This is a genomic window from Streptomyces sp. NPDC055013, from assembly GCF_053608645.1.
This window is the reverse complement of record NZ_JBSGVW010000027.1, coordinates 13,468-31,456: the sequence shown is the minus strand read 5'-3', so window position 1 is coordinate 31,456 and position 17,989 is coordinate 13,468. Positions and strand designations below refer to the sequence as shown.

Genomic DNA, 17,989 nt, shown 5'->3' with positions numbered 1-17,989 from the left:
CGGATGAGGTGGTTCGCAGGCTGCCGGCAGGCGGGGGCTGGTCGCGCAGTTCCCCGCGTCCCTGGGGGACACGCCCGCACACAGCGTCGAGTAGTTCCGTCAGAAGACCGAAAGGCCTGTCAGCGTCGTGAAGCGGTCCAGGGCCGCCACCCCGGCCACCGAATTGCCCCGCTCATCGAGCCCCGGACTCCACACGCACAATGTGCACCGGCCCGGTACCACCGCGATGATGCCGCCGCCCACGCCGCTCTTGCCGGGCAGGCCCACCCGGTACGCGAATTCGCCCGCCGCGTCGTACGTCCCGCAGGTCAGCATGACCGCGTTGACCTGTTTGGCCTGGCTGCGGGTGAGCAGCCGGGTGCCGTCGGCGCGGACGCCGTGGCGGGCCAGGAAGGTGGTGGCGAGGGCCAGATCGGCGCAGGACGCCTTGATCGAGCACTGGCGGAAGTACTGGTCGAGCAGGACCGGCACGGGGTTGTCGATGTTGCCGTACGACGCCATGAAGTGGCCGAGCGCGGCGTTGCGGTCGCCGTGCGTGGACTCGGAGGCGGCGACGTCCTGGTCGAAGTCCAGGGCGGGGTTGCCGCTCTCGGCACGCAGGAAGGCCAGGAGTTCGCCCGCCGCTGCTCCGGTACGGGTCTGGAGTCGGTCGGTGACGACGAGGGCACCGGCGTTGATGAACGGATTGCGTGGGATGCCGTTCTCGTACTCCAGCTGGATCAGGGAGTTGAAGGGGTTGCCGGAGGGCTCGCGGCCCACGTGCTCCCAGAGTTCGTCGCCCTCGCGGGCCAGGTCGAGCGCGAGGGTGAAGACCTTGGTGATGGACTGCGTGGAGAACGGCTCGCGCCAGTCCCCCACGCCGTACACCGTGCCGTCGAGTTCCGCGACGGCCATGCCGAAGCTGCGCGGGTCACAGGCCGCGAGCGCCGGAATGTAGTCGGCGGGCCGGCCGCGGCCGGGGGTCCGCTCGATCTCCTCCGCGATGCGCTGAAGGATCGGCTGGAAGGTCAGTGACGACGTCGACGCTGCCATGATCACCATTGTGCCTTCCTGCCGGTCCGGGTGCGCTTCAGCGGTTCACGGCCGGTTCAGGCCAGGGCCTGGCCGCTGCCCGCGACGATCTCGGGGCGCAGCAGGTCGGCGAGGGTCTCGGCGGGCAACAGGCCCTTCTCCAGGACGAGTTCGGCGACGCCGCGGCCGCTGACCAGGGCCTCCTTGGCGATGTCGGTGGCCGCCGTGTAGCCGATGTGCGGGTTCAGGGCGGTGACCAGGCCGATGGAGTTCTCCACGGTCCGGCGCAGCGCCTCGGTGTTGGCGGTGATGCCGTCCACGCAGCGCTCGGCGAGCGTCAGGCAGGCGGCCCGCAGATGGGTGATCGATTCCGACAGGGAGTGCAGGATGATCGGCTCGAAGGCGTTGAGCTGGAGCTGTCCGGCCTCGGCGGCCATGGTGATGGCGACGTCGTTGCCGATCACCTCGAACGCGACCTGGTTGACGACCTCGGGGATCACCGGGTTGACCTTGCCGGGCATGATCGACGAACCGGCCTGAACGGGAGGCAGGTTGATCTCGCCCAGACCCGCGCGCGGACCGGACGACAGCAGCCGCAGGTCGTTGCAGCTCTTGCTGAGCTTGACGGCGATGCGCTTGAGCACGCCGGACATCTGGACGAACGCGCCGCAGTCCTGGGTCGCCTCGACCAGGTTGGCGGCGGTGACCAGCTGGAGCCCGGTGATCTCGGCGAGGTGACGCCTGGCCGACTCGGCGTAGCCGGCGGGAGCGTTCAGTCCGGTACCGATGGCCGTCGCGCCCAGGTTGATCTCATGGATCAGCTCGACGGCCTCGGCAAGTCGGGACCGGTCCTCGTCGATCATGACGGCGTACGCGGAGAACTCCTGCCCGAGCGTCATCGGCACCGCGTCCTGCAACTGCGTACGGCCCATCTTGAGCACGTCGCGGAATTCGACGGCCTTACGGGCGAACGCGTCCTGGAGTACCGCCATCGCCTTGAGCAGCCCGCGCACCGCGAACACCGTCGCGATCTTGACGGCGGTCGGGTAGACGTCGTTGGTCGACTGGCCGAGGTTGACGTCTTCGTTGGGGTGCAGGTGCCGGTACTGCCCCTTCTCGAGCCCCAGCAGCTCCAACGCCCGGTTGGCGACGACCTCGTTGGCGTTCATGTTGGTCGAAGTGCCGGCGCCGCCCTGGATGACGTCCACGACGAACTGGTCGTGCAGCTTGCCGGACCGGATCTCCCGACAGGCGGCGACGATGGCAGCAGCCTTCTTCGCCTCCAGCAGCCCGAGCTCCTCATTGGCGAGCGCGGCGGCCTCCTTGACGGCGGCGAGGGCGTCGATGAGATGCGGGTAGGCGGAGATCGGCGTCCCGGTGATGGGGAAGTTCTCGGTGGCGCGCAGGGTGTGGACACCCCAGTAGGCGTCGGCGGGGATGTCACGGTCGCCGAGCAGGTCGTGCTCGCTGCGGACGGTGGCGGTCATGAGAGTGAGGGTCTCTTTCTGAGGTACGTAGGTGATGCGCCCCTGAAAGGGGCGCGGGGAACTGCGCGATCAGCCACAACCGGCTCGCAGCCGCCGACAAGGAACTTCGGCACATCCTTAGGCGCAAGCGGAAACCACAACCGGCTCCAGAGATCGAACGGGCCGCACACACCCGACCTCCCGGCCGCCCCCAAGAAGCGCCTCGCCCTGGAACTCGGTGAGCAACTCCGGATCCACCCCGGCCCACGCAAGGGCCGCGGCGGCAACCGGTATCCGCGCCCGATTCGCCCCATCGGCAATCTTCACGGCGACGGCACGCCCGTCCGCCAGCGCAGCGACCTGCACGCCCTCGAACCCGTCCTTGGCGAGCAGCCCCGGCACGGCCCGCATCAGCGCGGCCACGTCCCGCCCGGTGCCGGACGCCATCTCCGCATGCTCACGCATGGCGTCGGCGACCCGAGCCTCGGGCGTGCCCGGCACCGCGGTGGTGATGCGGGCGGCCGCACGGGCAAGGCCGTGCAGCGAGACGGAGAACAGCGGCGCCCCACACCCGTCGACGGTGACGCGAGCGATCCGCTGCCCCGTGAGGTCCTCGACGATCTCGGCGATCGCCTGCTGCAGCGGGTGCCCGGGGTCGAGGTAGTGGTCCAGGGACCAGCCGTTGAGCGCGCAGGTGTACAGCATCGCCGCGTGCTTGCCGGAGCAGTTCTGCGCGAGCCGGGACGGCAGGCGGCCCTCCCGCACCCAGGCGTCCCGGACGACCGGGTCGAACGGCATGTCCGGGACGTTGCGCAGGTGGTCCTCGGTGAGCGCGGCGAGTTCGAGGATGCGCCGGGTTCCGGCGAGGTGGCGTTCCTCGCCGGAGTGGCTCGCCGCGGTGAGCGAGAGGAGCTCGCCGTCGAGCGGCAGCCCGGCCCGGGCCATGGCCACGGCCTGGACGGGCTTGAGCGCGGAGCGCGGGTAGAAGGCGGCCTCGATGTCACCGAGCTGGAACTCCACCTTGCCGTCGGCGCCGAGGACGACGACGGAGCCGTAGTGGGTGCCTTCGATCATTCCGCCGCGTATGAGGTGGGCGACGGGGGCGTGGAGAGGTTCGCGGACAAGGGGTGCGTCCGCCATGGGGCTGCTGTACATCACTGCCTGGCTGTCCTGGGTCGATGAGGGGGCGTCGACCGGCACGGGTTCACGCGTCGGCCTTGGTGGCGGTGCGGGCGACACGGCCGCGGATGGCGTACCAGCCCGCGACCAGCGCTCCGACGATCAGCGGCAGGCACAGCACGGTGGTGCGGCCGGCGCCTCCGTCGGCGTACATGAGGACCAGGACGGAGGCGAGGAACGCCAGCGTCACGAGTTCGGTCCAGGGGGAGCCCGGCAGTCGGTAGCCGGGCCGGTCGAGCTCACCCTTCTGGGTCTTCTGCCAGAAGAGCAGGTGACAGATCATGATCATGCCCCAGGTGGCGAGGATGCCGATCGCCGCGAAGTTCAGCACGATCTCGAACGCGTCGGCCGGGACGACGAAGTTGAGTCCGACGCCGAGGACACAGATACCGCTGGTCAGCAGGATGCCGCCGTACGGGACCTGGCTGCGGCTCATCACCGAGGTGAACTTGGGGGCGGAGCCGGACATCGCCATGGAGCGCAGGATGCGGCCGGTGGAGTACAGGCCGGAGTTGAGCGAGGACATGGCCGCGGTCATCACGACCAGGTTCATGACGCCGCCGGCCGCCGGGATGCCGATGTTGGACAGCACGGTGACGAAGGGACTCTCGCCCGCCTTGTACGACGACCAGGGCAGCAGCATCGAGAGCAGGAGGACGGAGCCGACGTAGAAGAGGCCCACGCGCCACATGATCGAGTTGATCGCCTTCGGCATGATCTTCTCGGGGTTCGCGGTCTCACCGGCGGCGACGCCGACCAGCTCGACGGAGGCGTAGGCGAAGACGACGCCCTGGACGATCAGCAGCATGGGCAGCAGGCCGCTGGGGAAGAGGCCGCCGTTGTCGGTGATCAGGGACGGGCCTGGGGTGTGGCCGTCCACGGGCTGCTGGGTGACCAGCAGGAAGATGCCGATCAGCATGAAGACGACGAGTGCGCCGACCTTGATGATCGCGAACCAGAACTCCAGCTCGCCGAAGATCTTCACCGAGATCAGGTTCACGGTGAGGACGACCGCGAGGGCGATCAGTGCGATCACCCACTGCGGGATGTCGGAGAACATGCCCCAGTAGTGCGTGTACGTCGCCACCGCGGTGATGTCGGCGATGCCGGTGGTCGCCCAGTTCAGGAAGTACATCCAGCCCGCGGTGTACGCGCCCTTCTCACCCATGAACTCCCGGGCGTACGACACGAAGGCGCCGGAGGACGGCCGGTAGAGGACGAGTTCGCCGAGGGCGCGTACGACGAGGAAGGCGAAGACGCCGCAGACCGCGTAGGCGATGAACAGGGACGGCCCGGCGTCGGCGAGCCGGCCGCCGGCGCCGAGGAACAGGCCGGTGCCGATGGCTCCGCCGATGGCGATCATGTTGACGTGCCGCGACTTCAGCGACTTGCTGTAGCCGGCGTCTCCGGCGTCGACATGGCCGGAACGTTTCTGCACGCCCTCGTGCAGGGACTGCTCACTCACGCCTCGGGTCCGCCTTCCGTGGTGCTGTCCGTGCGCGCGGGGCGCACGATGTCGGTGAGGGTCGTCTCGACGCGGTCGAGGTGATGCGCCATGGCGTCGGTCGCGTCGAGTTCGGAACCGTCGATCAGCGCCTCGACGATCGCCCGGTGCTCGCGGTTGGACTGCTCGCGCCGGCCGCCCAGCTCGTTGAGGAAGGCCGACTGACGCGCCAGTGCGTCGCGGATCTCCTCGATGACCCGGCGGAAGACCGGGTTCTGGGCGGCCTCGGCCACGGCCAGGTGGAAGAGGGTGTCCATCGCGACCCACGCGGTGGTGTCCGTCTCCCGTTCCATACGGTCGAGCAGGTGAGCCAGGTGGTCGAGGTTCTCCGGGGTGCGGCGCAGTGCGGCGTATCCGGCGACCGGGATCTCGACGTGCCGGCGCACCTCCAGCAGGTCGCTGGCCGCGTAGTCGCCGAAGGTCGGATCCTCGACCGCGCTGGCGACGACGAAGGTGCCCTTGCCGGTCTTGGAGACGGTCAGGCCCATGGTCTGCAGGGCCCTGAGGGCCTCGCGCAGCACGGGCCGGCTGATCTCCAGGCTGCGGCAGAGTTCCGCCTCGGAGGGGAGTTTGTCCCCGATGGCGTAGTCGCCGCGCTCGATGGCACTGCGCAGGTGCGCCAGGACCGCTTCCATGGCGCTGACCCGCCTCGGCGGCTGTCCGGCTGTCCGGCTGTCTGACAGGTTCACGGGAGTGATACTCCGGGTGAGGTGTGGGTGGTGTCAAGGGGAGCCGGTGGGTGAGGTTCACCGGGTGTGAACCAGCAAAGCCGACCGCGCTCCGCCCGGCCGGCCGACCGCGGGCGCCTGTGTCAGCTGTTGATCACGTCGGCACCCAGGAGTCCGAAGAGCAGCAGCCCGACCACGATCCGGTAGATCACGAAGGCGTTGAAGGAGTGCTTGGCGACGAACTTCAGCAGCCAGGCGATGGAGGCGTAGGCGACGACGAAGGAGACGGCGGTGCCGACGGCCAGGGCGCGCCCGTACCCGTCGTGCCGAGGGCGTCCTTCAGCTCGTAGATGCCGGCGCCGGTGAGGGCCGGGATCCCGAGGAAGAAGGACAGCCGGGTGGCGGCGACGCGGTCCAGGTCGAGCATCAGCGCGGTCGACATCGTGGCGCCGGAGCGCGAGAAACCCGGGAAGAGCAGGGCGAGGATCTGGGAGCTGCCGACGAGCATCGCGTCCTTGAAGGAGGTGTCGTCCTCCCCGCGCTTGTGCCGGCCCATCCGGTCCGCGGCCCACATCACACCGCTGCCGACGATCAGGGAGCCGGCGACCACCCACAGGGAGGCGAGCGGCCCCTTGATGAGCGGCTTGGCGGCCAGGCCCACCACGATGATCGGGATCGTCGCGCAGATCACCCACCAGGCGAACTGGTAGTCGTGGTGATACCGCTCCTCCTTGTCCCGCAGCCCGCGCAGCCATGCGGAGACGATCCGCACGATGTCCTTGAAGAAGTACACGAGCACCGCGGCGATCGCGCCGACCTGGATGACGGCCGAGAACCCGATGACCGCGTCGTCGTCGACGGGGATGCCCATGAGCCCCTCGGCGATCTTCAGATGCCCGGTCGAGGACACGGGCAGGAACTCGGTCACCCCCTCGACGGCTCCGAGGACAACGGCCTGACCGACGCTGATGGCGCTCATGGGATCCAGTTCCGGGGTCGTCGGGACAGCGGTGGCGCGCACTGTCCTACCAGGTGCGGGTGTGGTTCCTGCGGCAACAGCGGCGGTGTCGTCGTCTAGGACCACACCGCCTGGGCGATCGTCACTCCCGCGAACGCCGCGCCGAGGCCCGCGATCACACTCCCCACGACGTTCACGACGGCGTAGAGCCCGGCTCCCGTCTCCGTCAGCCGCAGGGTCTCGTACGAGAAGGTCGAGTACGTGGTCAGGGCCCCGCACAGTCCGGTGCCGAGCAGCAGCTGGAGGTGGGAACTCGCGGCGCCCTGGGTTGCCGCGCCGGTGAGCAGGCCGAGGACCAGGCAGCCGCTGACGTTGACGAGGAAGGTGCCCCAGGGGAACACCGAGTCGTGCCGGGACTGCACCGCCCGGTCGGCGAGATAGCGCAGCGGCGCGCCGACGAGGGCACCCGCGATCACCAGAAGCCAGTTCACGGCGACTTCTCACCTTCCGGGTACCGGATGACCTCGCAGGCGTCGAGGGTGACGAGCCCTTCGGTGACGAGTTCGTCGAGCTGCGGCAGGAAGGCCCGTACGCGTTCCTCGGTGTCGACGACCACGACCGCGACCGGCAGGTCCTCGCTCAGGGACAGCAGCCGTGAGGTGTGGATCAGCGAGGAGGCGCCGAAGCCCTCGATGCCGCGGAAGACACTGGCGCCCGCGAGACCGGCCGCGTGGGCGCGGTGCACGATCTCCGAGTAGAGGGGCTTGTGGTGCCAGGTGTCATGCTCGCCGACGAAGACGGTGAGGCGCAGGGCGCTGCCGGTCGGCCTGGTCATGGCTGCCTCCGTTTCAGGACGCGGCGGGTCGCAGCCGTCGCGAGCCATACCGCCGTGAGTGCCGCGATCAGGGTGGCGGCGAGGTAGGCCAGTCCGGTGCGGGGCTGGCCGCTGTCGACGAGCTGCTGGATGTCGACGGCGTATGTGGAGAAGGTGGTGAAGCCGCCGAGCACTCCGGTGCCGACGAAGGGACGGACGAGGCGGTGGGCGGGGCGGACCTCGGTGATGATCACCATGAGCACGCCGATCATGGCGCAGCCGACGACGTTGATCCAGAAGGTCGCCCAGGGGAAGCCCCCGGGCTGGGCGGGCCACCACAGGGAGACCGCGTACCGGGCCGTGGCGCCGATGGCGCCGCCGAGTGCCACCACCGCGATGATCGGCGCCTGTGTCCGCCCTGCGGGCGGCCGCGGGGCGCGCAGGCTCTCGGTGTCCGGGGCTGTCATGGTCGTACGTCTCCTACTCGCCGGGGCCCGGGCGGACGGGCGCGTTCGCAAGTAGGGACCGTTGGCGGCATGCGCGCCGCGGTTCGGGTACGGCGGGCCCCACCGCCGCGCCGCGACGATGATCGCGGCTGCTGAACAGCCTAAACCCGGACGCGAAGGCGGGTCACTTCTCGGGCAGCTCGCAGAGCGCCACGCCCCGCTCCCACAGGCTCCCGAGGACCAGGTGGCCGCCGGCCTCGCAGACGCTGGTGACCATGCGGAAGCCGGAGCGGCGGCGGGCCAGGTGGTGGACGACCCGTCCGGTGTCGTCGAGGGCGAGCACGCCGATCGTGCCCGTGGGACGGAACGGGGCGCGCACGGCGACGCGGGCGGCGGTGCGGCGTACGGCGGGGGCGGCACGGTGCAGGAGGTCCAGCGGGGGCACGCGCGGGCCGGCCAGCGCCACCCAGATCGGGCCGTCGGGTGTGCCGCGCCAGAGGTTGTCCGGCATGCCCGGCAGGTTCTCGGCGAAGGGCTCGCTGTGTCCGGCGCGGGGCCCGGTGAGCCAGTAGCGGGTGAGGCGGCACTCGCCGGTCTCGGCGACGACCAGGAAGGAACCGTCGGTGCTCGGGGCGAGCCCGTTGGCGAACTGGAGCCCGTCCAGGAGGACTTCGGGGGTGTCACTGCCGGGGGCGAGGCGCAGCAGGCGGCCCGTGGCGGTGTGTTCGACGAGGTCGCCGATCCAGTGCTCCAGGGGGTGCCGGCGGCTGCTGACGGTGAAACAGACGCTGCCGTCGGGCAGGGCGACGACATTGCTGCAGAACCGCAGCCGCTCCCCCGCCGCCGAGTCGGCGAGGATGCGTACGGTGCCGTCGGTGAGGTCGACGCGGAGCAGTCCGCGTTCGGCGTCGCACACCAACAGGGCGTCGTCCGGGAGGAGTTCGAGGCCCAGTGGCCGCCCGCCGGTCTCGGCGAGCACCTCGACACGGACCTCGGCACGGGACTCGGCGGCGTCCGCCAAACCGTCGAGGCGCAGGATACGGCCGTCCTCGAGGCCGGTCAGGACACGGCCGCGGGCGTCGGCGATGACGTCCTCCGGGCCTCGGCCGCCGATCGCGACGTAGCGGTGCGGGACGAGCGCCCCCGGACGTTCCATGTGCGTCATCCCTTCGCCGCCCTGGGGTGCCAAGGCCCTCGACTCCCGGCTCCGCGTTGTCGGTTCGCCGCCTACCAGCCCTTCTCAAACAAGCGCGCGACCTCGGCGATCCGCATGTCGTCGCGACGGTAGTACACGCGCCGCCGGATCCGCTTGGTGCGCAGCATGCCGACGCCCGCGAGCAGGCCGAGGTGGGCCTCGGCGACCTTGCGCGGCACTCCGAGCTTCGCGGCCACGGCGTCCGCGGTGACGCCGTCCTCGACGGGATCGCCATGTCGTCGCTTCGGGAAGTTGGCGACCGGATCCTTCAGCCACTCCAGGATGTCGTGGCGCGTTGCGCTGACGGGAGTCCTCAGCATCTCGTCCCCCCTCCGTCGGGCCGCGTCCTAGCGCATATGCCCCACTGTTCCGCAGTCGAAGCCGTCGTGTCCGGGACTCTCGGACGCTTGTCCGGTACCGAACGGTCGTACGACATAGGGACGTTCGGCGGAGGTCCGGCCTGCCGCGTCCCGGACGCGGTGGGGCCCGGCCGCAGGGGCGCGGCCGGGCCCGTTGGTCACGGGGTCAACGGACTCGGCGAACTCACCGGTGGCTGAACCACGCCATCGAGGAGAGGGCCGTGTCGTCGTAGCCGAACAGGGCCTGGTTCTCCCAGCCGTTGCCGGAGGAGGCGTCGGTCGGGTCCCAGCCGTTGCCGGTGACGGCGGTCCAGGTCGCCTCCCAGTAGAAGACGCCGAGGCCACGGCCGTTCGGGACGGCCTCCACGATGCTGGTCACGTCGTTCATCCAGCGGCGCTGCCCGGCCGTGTTCGCCGGGTAGCCGGAGACCAGTTCGCCGGTGGTGTTGATGATCTCCTCGTGCGAGTCCTTGCTGTCCAGCCGGAACGGGTAGGCCGTCTCGGCGACGAAGACCGGCTTGCCGTAACGGGCGGCCGCGTCGTCGAGGGTCGTCTGGAAGTCGTGGAGCGAGCCGTGCCAGTAGCCGTAGTAGGACAGGCCGATGGCGTCGAACTTCACGCCGTTCGCGACCGCGCTGTCGAACCACCAGCGGGTGCCGGACAGGTCGCCGCCCTTGGCGAGGTGCAGCGCGACGGTGGTGGCCGAGTTGACGGCCTTGACCGCGTCATAGCCGGAGTTGAGCAGGCCGGCGAGCTGCGACCAGTTGTCCGTGGACCCCTCGGTCCACAGCATGCCGCCGTTGATCTCGTTGCCCACCTGGACCATGTCGGCGGTGGTGCCCTGGGCCTTCAACGCGTTCAACACGTCGTACGTGTGGTTGTACACGTCGGTCTTGAGCTGACTGTACGAGTGCCCGGCCCAGGCGGCCGGCTTGCCCTGGGCACCCGGGTCGGCCCAGGTGTCCGAGTAGTGGAAGTCGACCAGCAGCTTCATGCCGGCCGCCTTGACGCGCTCGGCCATGGCCAGCACGCGCGTCTTGTTGTTGTAGCCGTCGGCCGGGTTGACCCAGACCTTCAGCCGCGCGTAGTTCATGCCGGCGTTCTTCAGGATGGTGATCGCGTCTGCGGTCGTGCCGGAACCGGTTCTGTAGACGCCGCCCTTGGCCTCGCTCTTGGCCATGGAGGAGATGTCGGCGCCGTGGATCGACGTGCCGCTCGTGCCGGGCGCGAAGGTCAGGTCGTCGACGTTGATCCAGTTGCCCGCGTTCGCGTCGCTGTTGATGCTGATGGTGCACTGGTTGCCGGTCACCGTGACCGGCACGACGATACGGATCCAGCCGCTCGCCGAGACCGGAAGGTCGGTGCGCTGCTCGGCGCCGCCGCAGTTCTTCAGCGCCAGGTAGGCCGAGTTCTGGCCACCGCCCGAGCGGACCCAGGCGGTGAGCCGGTAGTTCCCGTTGGTCAGCCCGGACAGGTACTGGTACGTCTCCACCTTGTAGGCGGCGGACGCCCAGTGGGTGAGTCGGTAACTCCCGCCGTGGCCACCGGCCTCGGTGAAGGAGGCCGCGCTCTGGCCGGCCGCCGAGTACGTGGACCATCCGGCCGGGGTGGCGGTGCCGGTGCCGTCGGACTCGAAACCGCCGTTGGTGAGCGTGCTCGCCGCCGAGGCGGTCTGCGCGGGCAGGGCGGTGAGGGCGAGTCCGGCGGCGAGCGGCAGCAGCAGGGCTCGGAGGGTGCGTCTGGGATGGAACATCGTCGTCCGTCGTCCCTTCGACGTATGGGGATGGGGATCCCTCACCGCCGCGGTGCGGAAACTGCGGTGAGGAGCCCCTCCGCCCGCGGCTCGTGCCACGCGCGGGCGGAGGGGAGTCGGCTCAGCCGTCGAGTCGTACGACCCGTACGGCTCCGGCGGGGACCTCGAGGCGGCCCGCGGCGCGTTCGCCGGTCAGCAGCTCGGCGCCGGGCGCCTCCAGCGGCACCTTGGCGTCCGACGCGGTGTGGTTGATCGCGAACAGGTAGCTTCCCGACTCGCCGGTACGGCGCACGACCTCGACATCACGGGGCAGGTCGACACGCGGGGCGACCTGCGCGTCCTCGATCGCCCAGCCCAGCAGCGCGTCGAGACCCTCGGTGCCCAGGCGCGTGGAGACGTACCAGGCCGTGCCCTCGCCGAGGCGGTGCCGGGTGACGGCGGGGTGTCCCGCGGTCAGGCCGTCGGCGTACGTCCAGACGGTCTCGGCGCCGCGCGGGACGACGAACTCGCTCCACACGTCGCCGCTCAGCTCGGAGCCGTCCGGGCCGGTGATGCGCACCAGCTGGTCCTGGAGCAGCGGCGAGAACTCCTCGACGGTCAGGCCGAGGACGTCCCGCAGCGGCCCCGGGTATGCGCCCTCGTGCACGGCGTCGTGCTCGTCGACGATGCCGGAGAAGTACGACACGACGAGGGTGCCGCCGTTCTCGACGTACTCGGTGAGGTTGTTCCCGGCCGCCTCGGTCATCAGGTACGAGGCCGGTACGACGACAAGGGGATAGCTCGACAAATCGGCTTCGGGGTGGGCGAAGTCGACCGTGAGGTGGCGGTCGTAGAGCGCTTCGTAGAAGGCGTCGGCGCGCTCGCGGGCGTCGTGCTCCTCGCTGGGGCGCCAGTCGAGGCTCTGCGCCCACCAGGAGTGCCAGTCCCACAGCATCGCCACGTCGGCCTGCGTGCGGGTGCCGCGCACGGCGCCCAACGAGTCGAGGGCGGTGCCGAGTTCGACGACCTCACGCCACACACGTGTGTCGGTGCCGCCGTGCGGGAGCATCGCCGAGTGGAACTTCTCGGCGCCGCGCCGGGACTGCCGCCACTGGAAGAACATGGCGCCCTCGGAGCCGCGCGCCACGTGGGCGAGGGAGTTGCGGGCCATCTGACCGGGGGCCTTGGCGGGGTTGCGGGGCTGCCAGTTGACGCCCGAGGTGGAGTGCTCCAGCAGGATCCAGGGGGCTCCCCCGGCGACCGAGCGGGTGAGGTCGGCGGCCATGGCGAGGTTGACGTGGGTGCGGCGGCCGTCGGTGATCAGGTAGTGGTCGTTGGTGACGATGTCGACCTCGCGGCCCCAGGCCCAGTAGTCGACCGAGTCGCACTGGCTGAGGGCTGTCATGAAGTTGGTCGTGACCGGGACGCCCGGCGCGAGGCGGTGCAGGATGTCCCGTTCCATGCGGAAGTTCTCGCGCATGGTGGCGTCGGCGAACCGCTTGTAGTCCAGCGCCTGCGCCGGGTTGACGGCCGTCGGTGTGAGGCGCGGCGGATTGATCTCGTCCAGGTGCGAGTACCGCTGGCCCCAGAAGGCGGTCCCCCAGGCCTCGTTGACCGCCTCGACCGTGCCGTACGCCGACTCCAGCCAGCGCCGGAAGTGTGCCGCGCAGGAGTCGCAGTAACAGGCCGAGACGGGGACGCCGTACTCGTTGTGCACGTGCCACATCGCCAGCGCCGGGTGGTCGCCGTAGCGTTCGGCGAGCCGGGTGGTGATGGTCGCGGCTGCCGTGCGGTAGTCGGCGTTGCTGTGACAGATGGCCGCGCGCGAGCCGAACTCGTGGCGCACGCCCTGCGCCGTCACGGGCAGGGCCTCGGGGTGGGCGCGGTAGAACCACACCGGCGGGCAGACGGTGGGTGTGCCCAGGTCGACACGGATGCCGTTCTCGTGCAGCAGGTCGAACAGGCGGTCCAGCCAGCCGAAGTCGTACGCCCCCGGTGACGGCTCCAACAGGGCCCAGGAGAAGATCCCGACGCTCACCATCGTGACGCCGGCCTCCCGCATCAGCCGGACGTCCTCCTGCCAGACGCGTTCCGGCCACTGCTCGGGGTTGTAGTCCCCACCGAAGGCGAGCCTCGTGAGGCCCCTGGGGGTGGTCTCCGGCATGGAATGTCTCCCGATTTGTCGATCAGTTGGGAACGTGCACACACATCCTGGGCGGTGCGAGCCCAACATAACCGCACAGCAACAACCATTGACAAGTGTCCGGGATGTTTCTCTACTGTGAACGCTCACAGAAGCATGGCAGGTCTTCGCAGCAGGCGGAGACCCCAGGTCAGGGGAGAGATCCATGCCCATCACGAAGCGCCAGCGGCTCTTCGTCAGAAGCGCAGCCACGTCCGTCGCCGTCGCCCTCGGCGCCACCGCCCTCGCCGCGTGCGGCTCGTCCGGGAGCGACAGCGAGGCCGAGTCCGGTCCCGTCTCGCTGACGTACTGGACCTGGACACCCGGCATGGACAAGGTCGTCGACCTGTGGAACAAGGGCCAGGGCAAGAAGGACCGGATCACGGTCACGGTGAAGAAGCAGGCGTCCGGCGACACGCTGGTCACCAAGATCCTCACCGCCCACAAGGCGGGCAAGGCACCCGACCTGGTCCAGGCCGAGTACCAGGCACTGCCGACGCTGGTCAGCAATGACGCGGTCGTGGACATAGCGGGCGAAGTCGGCGACGCGAAGGGCAAGTTCGCCGAGGGTGTCTGGCAGCAGACGACGCTGGGCACGGACGCGGTCTACGCGGTCCCGCAGGACATCGGGCCGATGATGTTCTACTACCGCGAGGACCTCTTCAAGCAGTACGGCCTGAAGGTCCCGGCCACCTGGGACGAGTTCGCCGAGACCGCCCGCGCGCTCAAGAAGAAGGCCCCGGACAAGGACCTGACCACCTTCTCCGCCAATGACTCCGGCCTCTTCGCGGGGCTGGCCCAGCAGGCCGGCGCCAAGTGGTGGACGACGTCCGGCGACAAGTGGAAGGTCGGCATCGACGACGCCGCCTCGCAGAAGGTCGCCGAGTTCTGGGGCGACCTCGTCGAGGAGGGCGCCGTCGACAACCAGCCGATGTACACGCCGGCCTGGAACAAGGCGCTCAACACGGGCAAGCAGATCGCCTGGGTCAGCGCCGTGTGGGCGCCGGGCACCCTGACCACGGCCGCGCCCGACACCAAGGGCAAGTGGGCCATGGCCCCGCTCCCCCAGTGGTCCGACTCGGACAACGTCACGGGCAGCTGGGGCGGTTCCTCCACCGCCGTCACCACCGACTCCGAGCACAAGGCGGCCGCCGCGAAGTTCGCCGCCTGGCTGAACACCGACGGCGACGCGCTCAACGCGCTCGCCAAGGAGAGCGGCATCTACCCCGCCTCCACCTCGGCCCAGCTCAGCGGCGCGTTCACCACACCGCCGGACTACTTCTCCAACCAGCCCGACTTCTACACGAAGGCCGCCGAGATCGCCGAGAGCACGGCGCCGTCCGCGTGGGGCCCGAACGTGAACGTCGCGTACACGACCTTCAAGGACGCCTTCGGCTCCGCCGCGAAGAACAAGTCGGGCTTCGGTGCCGCGCTGAGGACCATGCAGGACGACACGGTCGCCGACCTCGAGAAGCAGGGCTTCGAGGTCTCCGAGTGACCAGCACAAGCCGGAGGGCGTACGGGGTGAAGGGGGCCCCGTACGCCTTCCTCATCCCCGCAACGGCCCTCTTCCTGCTCTTCTTCGCCCTGCCCATCGGATACGCGGTCTGGCTCAGCTTCCGCAAGGTGCAGGTCTCCGGACTCGGGCTCGGTTCCGGCGCCCGCAAGGAGGTCTGGGCCGGCCTGGAGAACTACACGGACGCGCTCGCCGACAGCGAGTTGCTGAACGGCGCGCTGCGCGTGCTCGGCTACGGCTGCATCGTGGTGCCGGTGATGCTGGGCCTCGCCCTGCTGTTCGCGCTGATGCTGGACTCCGAGAAGGTGCGGCTGGCGCCGTTCACGCGGCTCGCGATCTTCCTGCCGTACGCCATCCCGGGCGTGGTGGCCGCGCTGCTGTGGGGCTTTCTGTACCTGCCGGACGTCAGCCCGTTCTACTTCGTGCTCGACAGGCTGGGCATGCCGCAGCCGGACCTGCTGGACGGCGGTCCGCTGTACCTCGCCCTGTCGAACATCGCGGTGTGGGGCGGCACCGGCTTCAACATGATCGTCATCTACACGTCGCTGCAGGCCATCCCGGCCGAGGTGTACGAGGCGGCCAAGCTGGACGGTGCCACGCCGCTGCAGACCGCGCTGCGGATCAAGATCCCGATGGTGGCGCCCTCGCTGGTGCTGACCTTCTTCTTCTCGATCATCGCCACGCTGCAGGTGTTCAGCGAGCCGACCACCCTCAAGCCGCTCACCAACTCCGTGTCCACGACGTGGAGTCCGCTGATGAAGGTGTACCAGGACGCCTTCGGCAAGGGCGACATCCACGCGGCGGCCGCCCAGGCCACGATCATCGCCCTGGCCACGCTGCTGCTGTCCTTCGGCTTCCTGCGGGCCGCGAACCGTCGTCACAAGCAGGAGGCGGCACGATGAGTTCTCTTGCTGTGCGCAAGACCGGGCGGGCCGCCGACACCGCCCCCGGCACCGTCCCGAACCGCCCGCCGCTGCGCCGCCGGACCGCGCTGATCCCGACGGTCACACTGCTGCTCGGCGCGGTGTACTGCCTGCTGCCGGTCGCCTGGGTGGTGATCGCGGCGACGAAGTCCGGCAGCGAGCTGTTCTCCACGTTCACGTTCCTGCCGGGCTCGGGCTTCGCCGACAACTTCGCGGACCTGAGCGCCTACCGCGACGGCGTGTACTGGCAGTGGATGGGCAACTCCGCCCTGTACGCCGGTCTCGGCGCCCTGCTGTCGACGGTCGTCTCGGCGTTCAGCGGCTACGCGCTCGCCATCTACCGCTTCCCGGGCCGCGAGACGCTCTTCAACGTGCTGCTGGCGGGCGTGCTGATGCCGCCGGTCATCCTTGCCATCCCGCAGTACCTGCTGCTGGCGCAGGCCGACCTCACGGACTCGTACCTGTCCGTGCTGCTGCCGCAGATCCTCTCGCCGTACGGCGTCTACCTCGCGCGGATCTACGCGGCCGCCGCCGTCCCCGCCGACGTGGTCGAGGCCGGGCGGATGGACGGCGCGAGTGAGTGGCGGATCTTCACGCGAGTCGCGCTGCCGATGATGGTGCCCGGCATGGTGACGGTGTTCCTGTTCCAGTTCGTGGCGATCTGGAACAACTTCCTGCTGCCGTACATCATGCTCAGCGACGACGAGAAGTTCCCGATCACGCTCGGTCTGTACACACTCCTCGAGCAGGGCGCCAACACTCCGGCGCTGTACACGTTGGTGATCACCGGCGCGTTCCTCGCGGTGTTCCCGCTGGTCGCGCTCTTCCTGGTCGTCCAGCGGTTCTGGAGCCTGGATCTGCTCTCCGGGGCCGTAAAGTCATGACCATGAGCAACACGGGGGGCCGACGCAAGCCGCCGACGATCCACGACGTGGCGCGCGAGGCCGGAGTCTCACGGGGCACGGTCTCGCGCGTGCTCAACGGCGGGCACTACGTCAGCCCGACCGCGCAGGAGGCGGTCAACGCGGCGATCCGCAAGACGGGTTACGTCGTCAACCGGCATGCCCGCTCGCTGATCACGGGGCGTTCGGACTCGATCGGCTTCCTGCTGACCGAGCCGCAGGAGAGGTTCTTCGAGGACCCCAACTTCAACGTCCTGCTGAGCGGTTGCACGCAGGCGCTGGCCGCGCACGACATCCCGTTGCTGCTGATGCTGGCGGGCACGAAGGACGAACGGCGGCGCATCACGCGCTACATCACGGCGGGGCACGTGGACGGAGTGCTGCTGGTGTCCAGCCACTCCGGTGACCGGGTCGCCGAGGAACTGCGCGAGGCGGGTGTGCCGCTCGTCCAGTGCGGCAAGCCCATGGGGCCCGGCTCCAAGGTGAGTTACGTGGCGGCGGACGACCGGGACGGCGCCCGTGACATGGTGCGCCATCTGCTGTCCGTGGGGCGCCGCCGAATCGGCGTGGTGAGCGGTCCGCTGGACACGCCGGGCGGTGTCGATCGGCTCGCCGGCTACAAGGAGGTACTCACCGAGGCGGGCGTCGAGAGCGACGAGCGGCTCATCGTCTCCGGCGACTACAGCCGTGCCAGCGGCGAGGCGGGCACCGAGCGGCTGCTGGCGCAGGCCCCTGACCTGGACGCCTTGTTCGTGGCGTCCGACCTGATGGCGCAGGGCGCCCTGGCCGCACTGCACCGGGCCGGCCGCCGGGTGCCCGAGGACGTGGCCGTCGGCGGCTTCGACGACTCCGCCGCGGCGACGGAGGCCACCCCCGCCCTCACGACGATCCGCCAGCCCTACGACCGCATCAGCGCCGAGATGGTGAGACTGCTGCTCGCGCAGATCGGCGGCGAGGACCCGGCGGCGGTGATCCTGCCGACCGAGCTGGTGAAGCGGGAGTCGACGTAGTCGCGTGAGCGGGCCGCGGGGGCGCGCTGCACGGCGACGCGGCCGCCGGCGCGTCCTCCGTCCGCGACCGGTCAGTGACCGGTCAGGAATGAAGAAGCAGCTCCGGACTACCCCGTCCTAGCGT

At 69.8% G+C, this 17,989-nt stretch carries 16 protein-coding genes and 1 pseudogene; 4 read left to right on the top strand and 13 right to left on the bottom strand.

Annotated features, from left to right (window positions below):
* Positions 1-99: 99 nt before the first annotated feature.
* From ACWGDB_RS28465 to ACWGDB_RS28405, 13 genes and pseudogenes are all read right to left on the bottom strand, one after another.
* Positions 100-1,041, bottom strand: coding sequence for a glutaminase (locus ACWGDB_RS28465; RefSeq protein ID WP_453825036.1), 942 nt, complete (start codon positions 1,039-1,041; stop codon positions 100-102).
* A 47-nt stretch (positions 1,042-1,088) separates the two neighbouring features.
* A complete protein-coding gene (gene aspA, locus ACWGDB_RS28460) occupies positions 1,089-2,498 on the bottom strand; it encodes an aspartate ammonia-lyase (protein WP_453825035.1) in 1,410 nt (469 codons plus the stop codon).
* A 117-nt stretch (positions 2,499-2,615) separates the two neighbouring features.
* Positions 2,616-3,632 (bottom strand): asparaginase, encoded by a 1,017-nt coding sequence (locus ACWGDB_RS28455; RefSeq protein WP_453825034.1) that lies wholly within the window; start codon positions 3,630-3,632, stop codon positions 2,616-2,618.
* Positions 3,633-3,681: 49 nt separating this feature from the next.
* Positions 3,682-5,121 carry an amino acid permease gene (locus tag ACWGDB_RS28450; protein WP_453825033.1) on the bottom strand — a complete coding sequence of 480 codons (1,440 nt, stop codon included), beginning with the start codon at positions 5,119-5,121 and terminating at the stop codon, positions 3,682-3,684.
* Positions 5,118-5,795, bottom strand: a complete 678-nt coding sequence (locus tag ACWGDB_RS28445) for a FadR/GntR family transcriptional regulator (protein ID WP_383626402.1) — start codon at positions 5,793-5,795, stop codon at positions 5,118-5,120. The genes ACWGDB_RS28450 and ACWGDB_RS28445 overlap by 4 nt, the downstream gene beginning before the upstream one ends.
* 176 nt (positions 5,796-5,971) lie before the next feature.
* Positions 5,972-6,807: pseudogene (locus ACWGDB_RS28440) on the bottom strand (undecaprenyl-diphosphate phosphatase).
* 95 nt (positions 6,808-6,902) lie between these two features.
* Positions 6,903-7,277, bottom strand: a complete 375-nt coding sequence (gene crcB / locus ACWGDB_RS28435; RefSeq protein ID WP_453825032.1) for a fluoride efflux transporter CrcB — start codon at positions 7,275-7,277, stop codon at positions 6,903-6,905.
* The gene (locus tag ACWGDB_RS28430; protein ID WP_453825031.1) at positions 7,274-7,621 is read right to left on the bottom strand and encodes a DUF190 domain-containing protein; all 348 of its coding nucleotides are present in this window, start codon (positions 7,619-7,621) and stop codon (positions 7,274-7,276) included. Before ACWGDB_RS28430 ends, crcB (ACWGDB_RS28435) begins: the two co-directional genes overlap by 4 nt.
* Positions 7,618-8,067 (bottom strand): fluoride efflux transporter CrcB, encoded by a 450-nt coding sequence (gene crcB, locus ACWGDB_RS28425; RefSeq protein WP_453825030.1) that lies wholly within the window; start codon positions 8,065-8,067, stop codon positions 7,618-7,620. The genes ACWGDB_RS28430 and crcB (ACWGDB_RS28425) overlap by 4 nt, the downstream gene beginning before the upstream one ends.
* A gap of 163 nt (positions 8,068-8,230) precedes the next feature.
* Positions 8,231-9,202, bottom strand: coding sequence for an SMP-30/gluconolactonase/LRE family protein (locus ACWGDB_RS28420; protein ID WP_453825029.1), 972 nt, complete (start codon positions 9,200-9,202; stop codon positions 8,231-8,233).
* Between the two features lie 71 nt (positions 9,203-9,273).
* Positions 9,274-9,561 (bottom strand): ArsR family transcriptional regulator, encoded by a 288-nt coding sequence (locus ACWGDB_RS28415; protein ID WP_453825028.1) that lies wholly within the window; start codon positions 9,559-9,561, stop codon positions 9,274-9,276.
* A 223-nt stretch (positions 9,562-9,784) separates the two neighbouring features.
* On the bottom strand, positions 9,785-11,353 hold the full coding sequence (locus ACWGDB_RS28410) for a glycoside hydrolase family 53 protein (protein WP_453825027.1): 1,569 nt from the start codon (positions 11,351-11,353) through the stop codon (positions 9,785-9,787).
* Positions 11,354-11,474: 121 nt separating this feature from the next.
* Positions 11,475-13,496, bottom strand: a complete 2,022-nt coding sequence (locus tag ACWGDB_RS28405; RefSeq protein ID WP_453825026.1) for a beta-galactosidase — start codon at positions 13,494-13,496, stop codon at positions 11,475-11,477.
* 184 nt (positions 13,497-13,680) lie between these two features.
* On the opposite strand from ACWGDB_RS28405, the gene ACWGDB_RS28400 reads away from it, so the two are divergent.
* The 4 genes from ACWGDB_RS28400 to ACWGDB_RS28385 are packed head-to-tail and all read left to right on the top strand — an operon-like array spanning position 13,681 to position 17,865.
* Positions 13,681-15,012 (top strand): ABC transporter substrate-binding protein, encoded by a 1,332-nt coding sequence (locus ACWGDB_RS28400; RefSeq protein WP_453825025.1) that lies wholly within the window; start codon positions 13,681-13,683, stop codon positions 15,010-15,012.
* Positions 15,009-15,932 carry a carbohydrate ABC transporter permease gene (locus ACWGDB_RS28395; protein ID WP_453825024.1) on the top strand — a complete coding sequence of 308 codons (924 nt, stop codon included), beginning with the start codon at positions 15,009-15,011 and terminating at the stop codon, positions 15,930-15,932. The genes ACWGDB_RS28400 and ACWGDB_RS28395 overlap by 4 nt, the downstream gene beginning before the upstream one ends.
* Positions 15,929-16,837, top strand: a complete 909-nt coding sequence (locus ACWGDB_RS28390; protein WP_453825023.1) for a carbohydrate ABC transporter permease — start codon at positions 15,929-15,931, stop codon at positions 16,835-16,837. Before ACWGDB_RS28395 ends, ACWGDB_RS28390 begins: the two co-directional genes overlap by 4 nt.
* Positions 16,834-17,865 (top strand): LacI family DNA-binding transcriptional regulator, encoded by a 1,032-nt coding sequence (locus ACWGDB_RS28385; protein WP_453825022.1) that lies wholly within the window; start codon positions 16,834-16,836, stop codon positions 17,863-17,865. The genes ACWGDB_RS28390 and ACWGDB_RS28385 overlap by 4 nt, the downstream gene beginning before the upstream one ends.
* Positions 17,866-17,989: the final 124 nt, after the last annotated feature.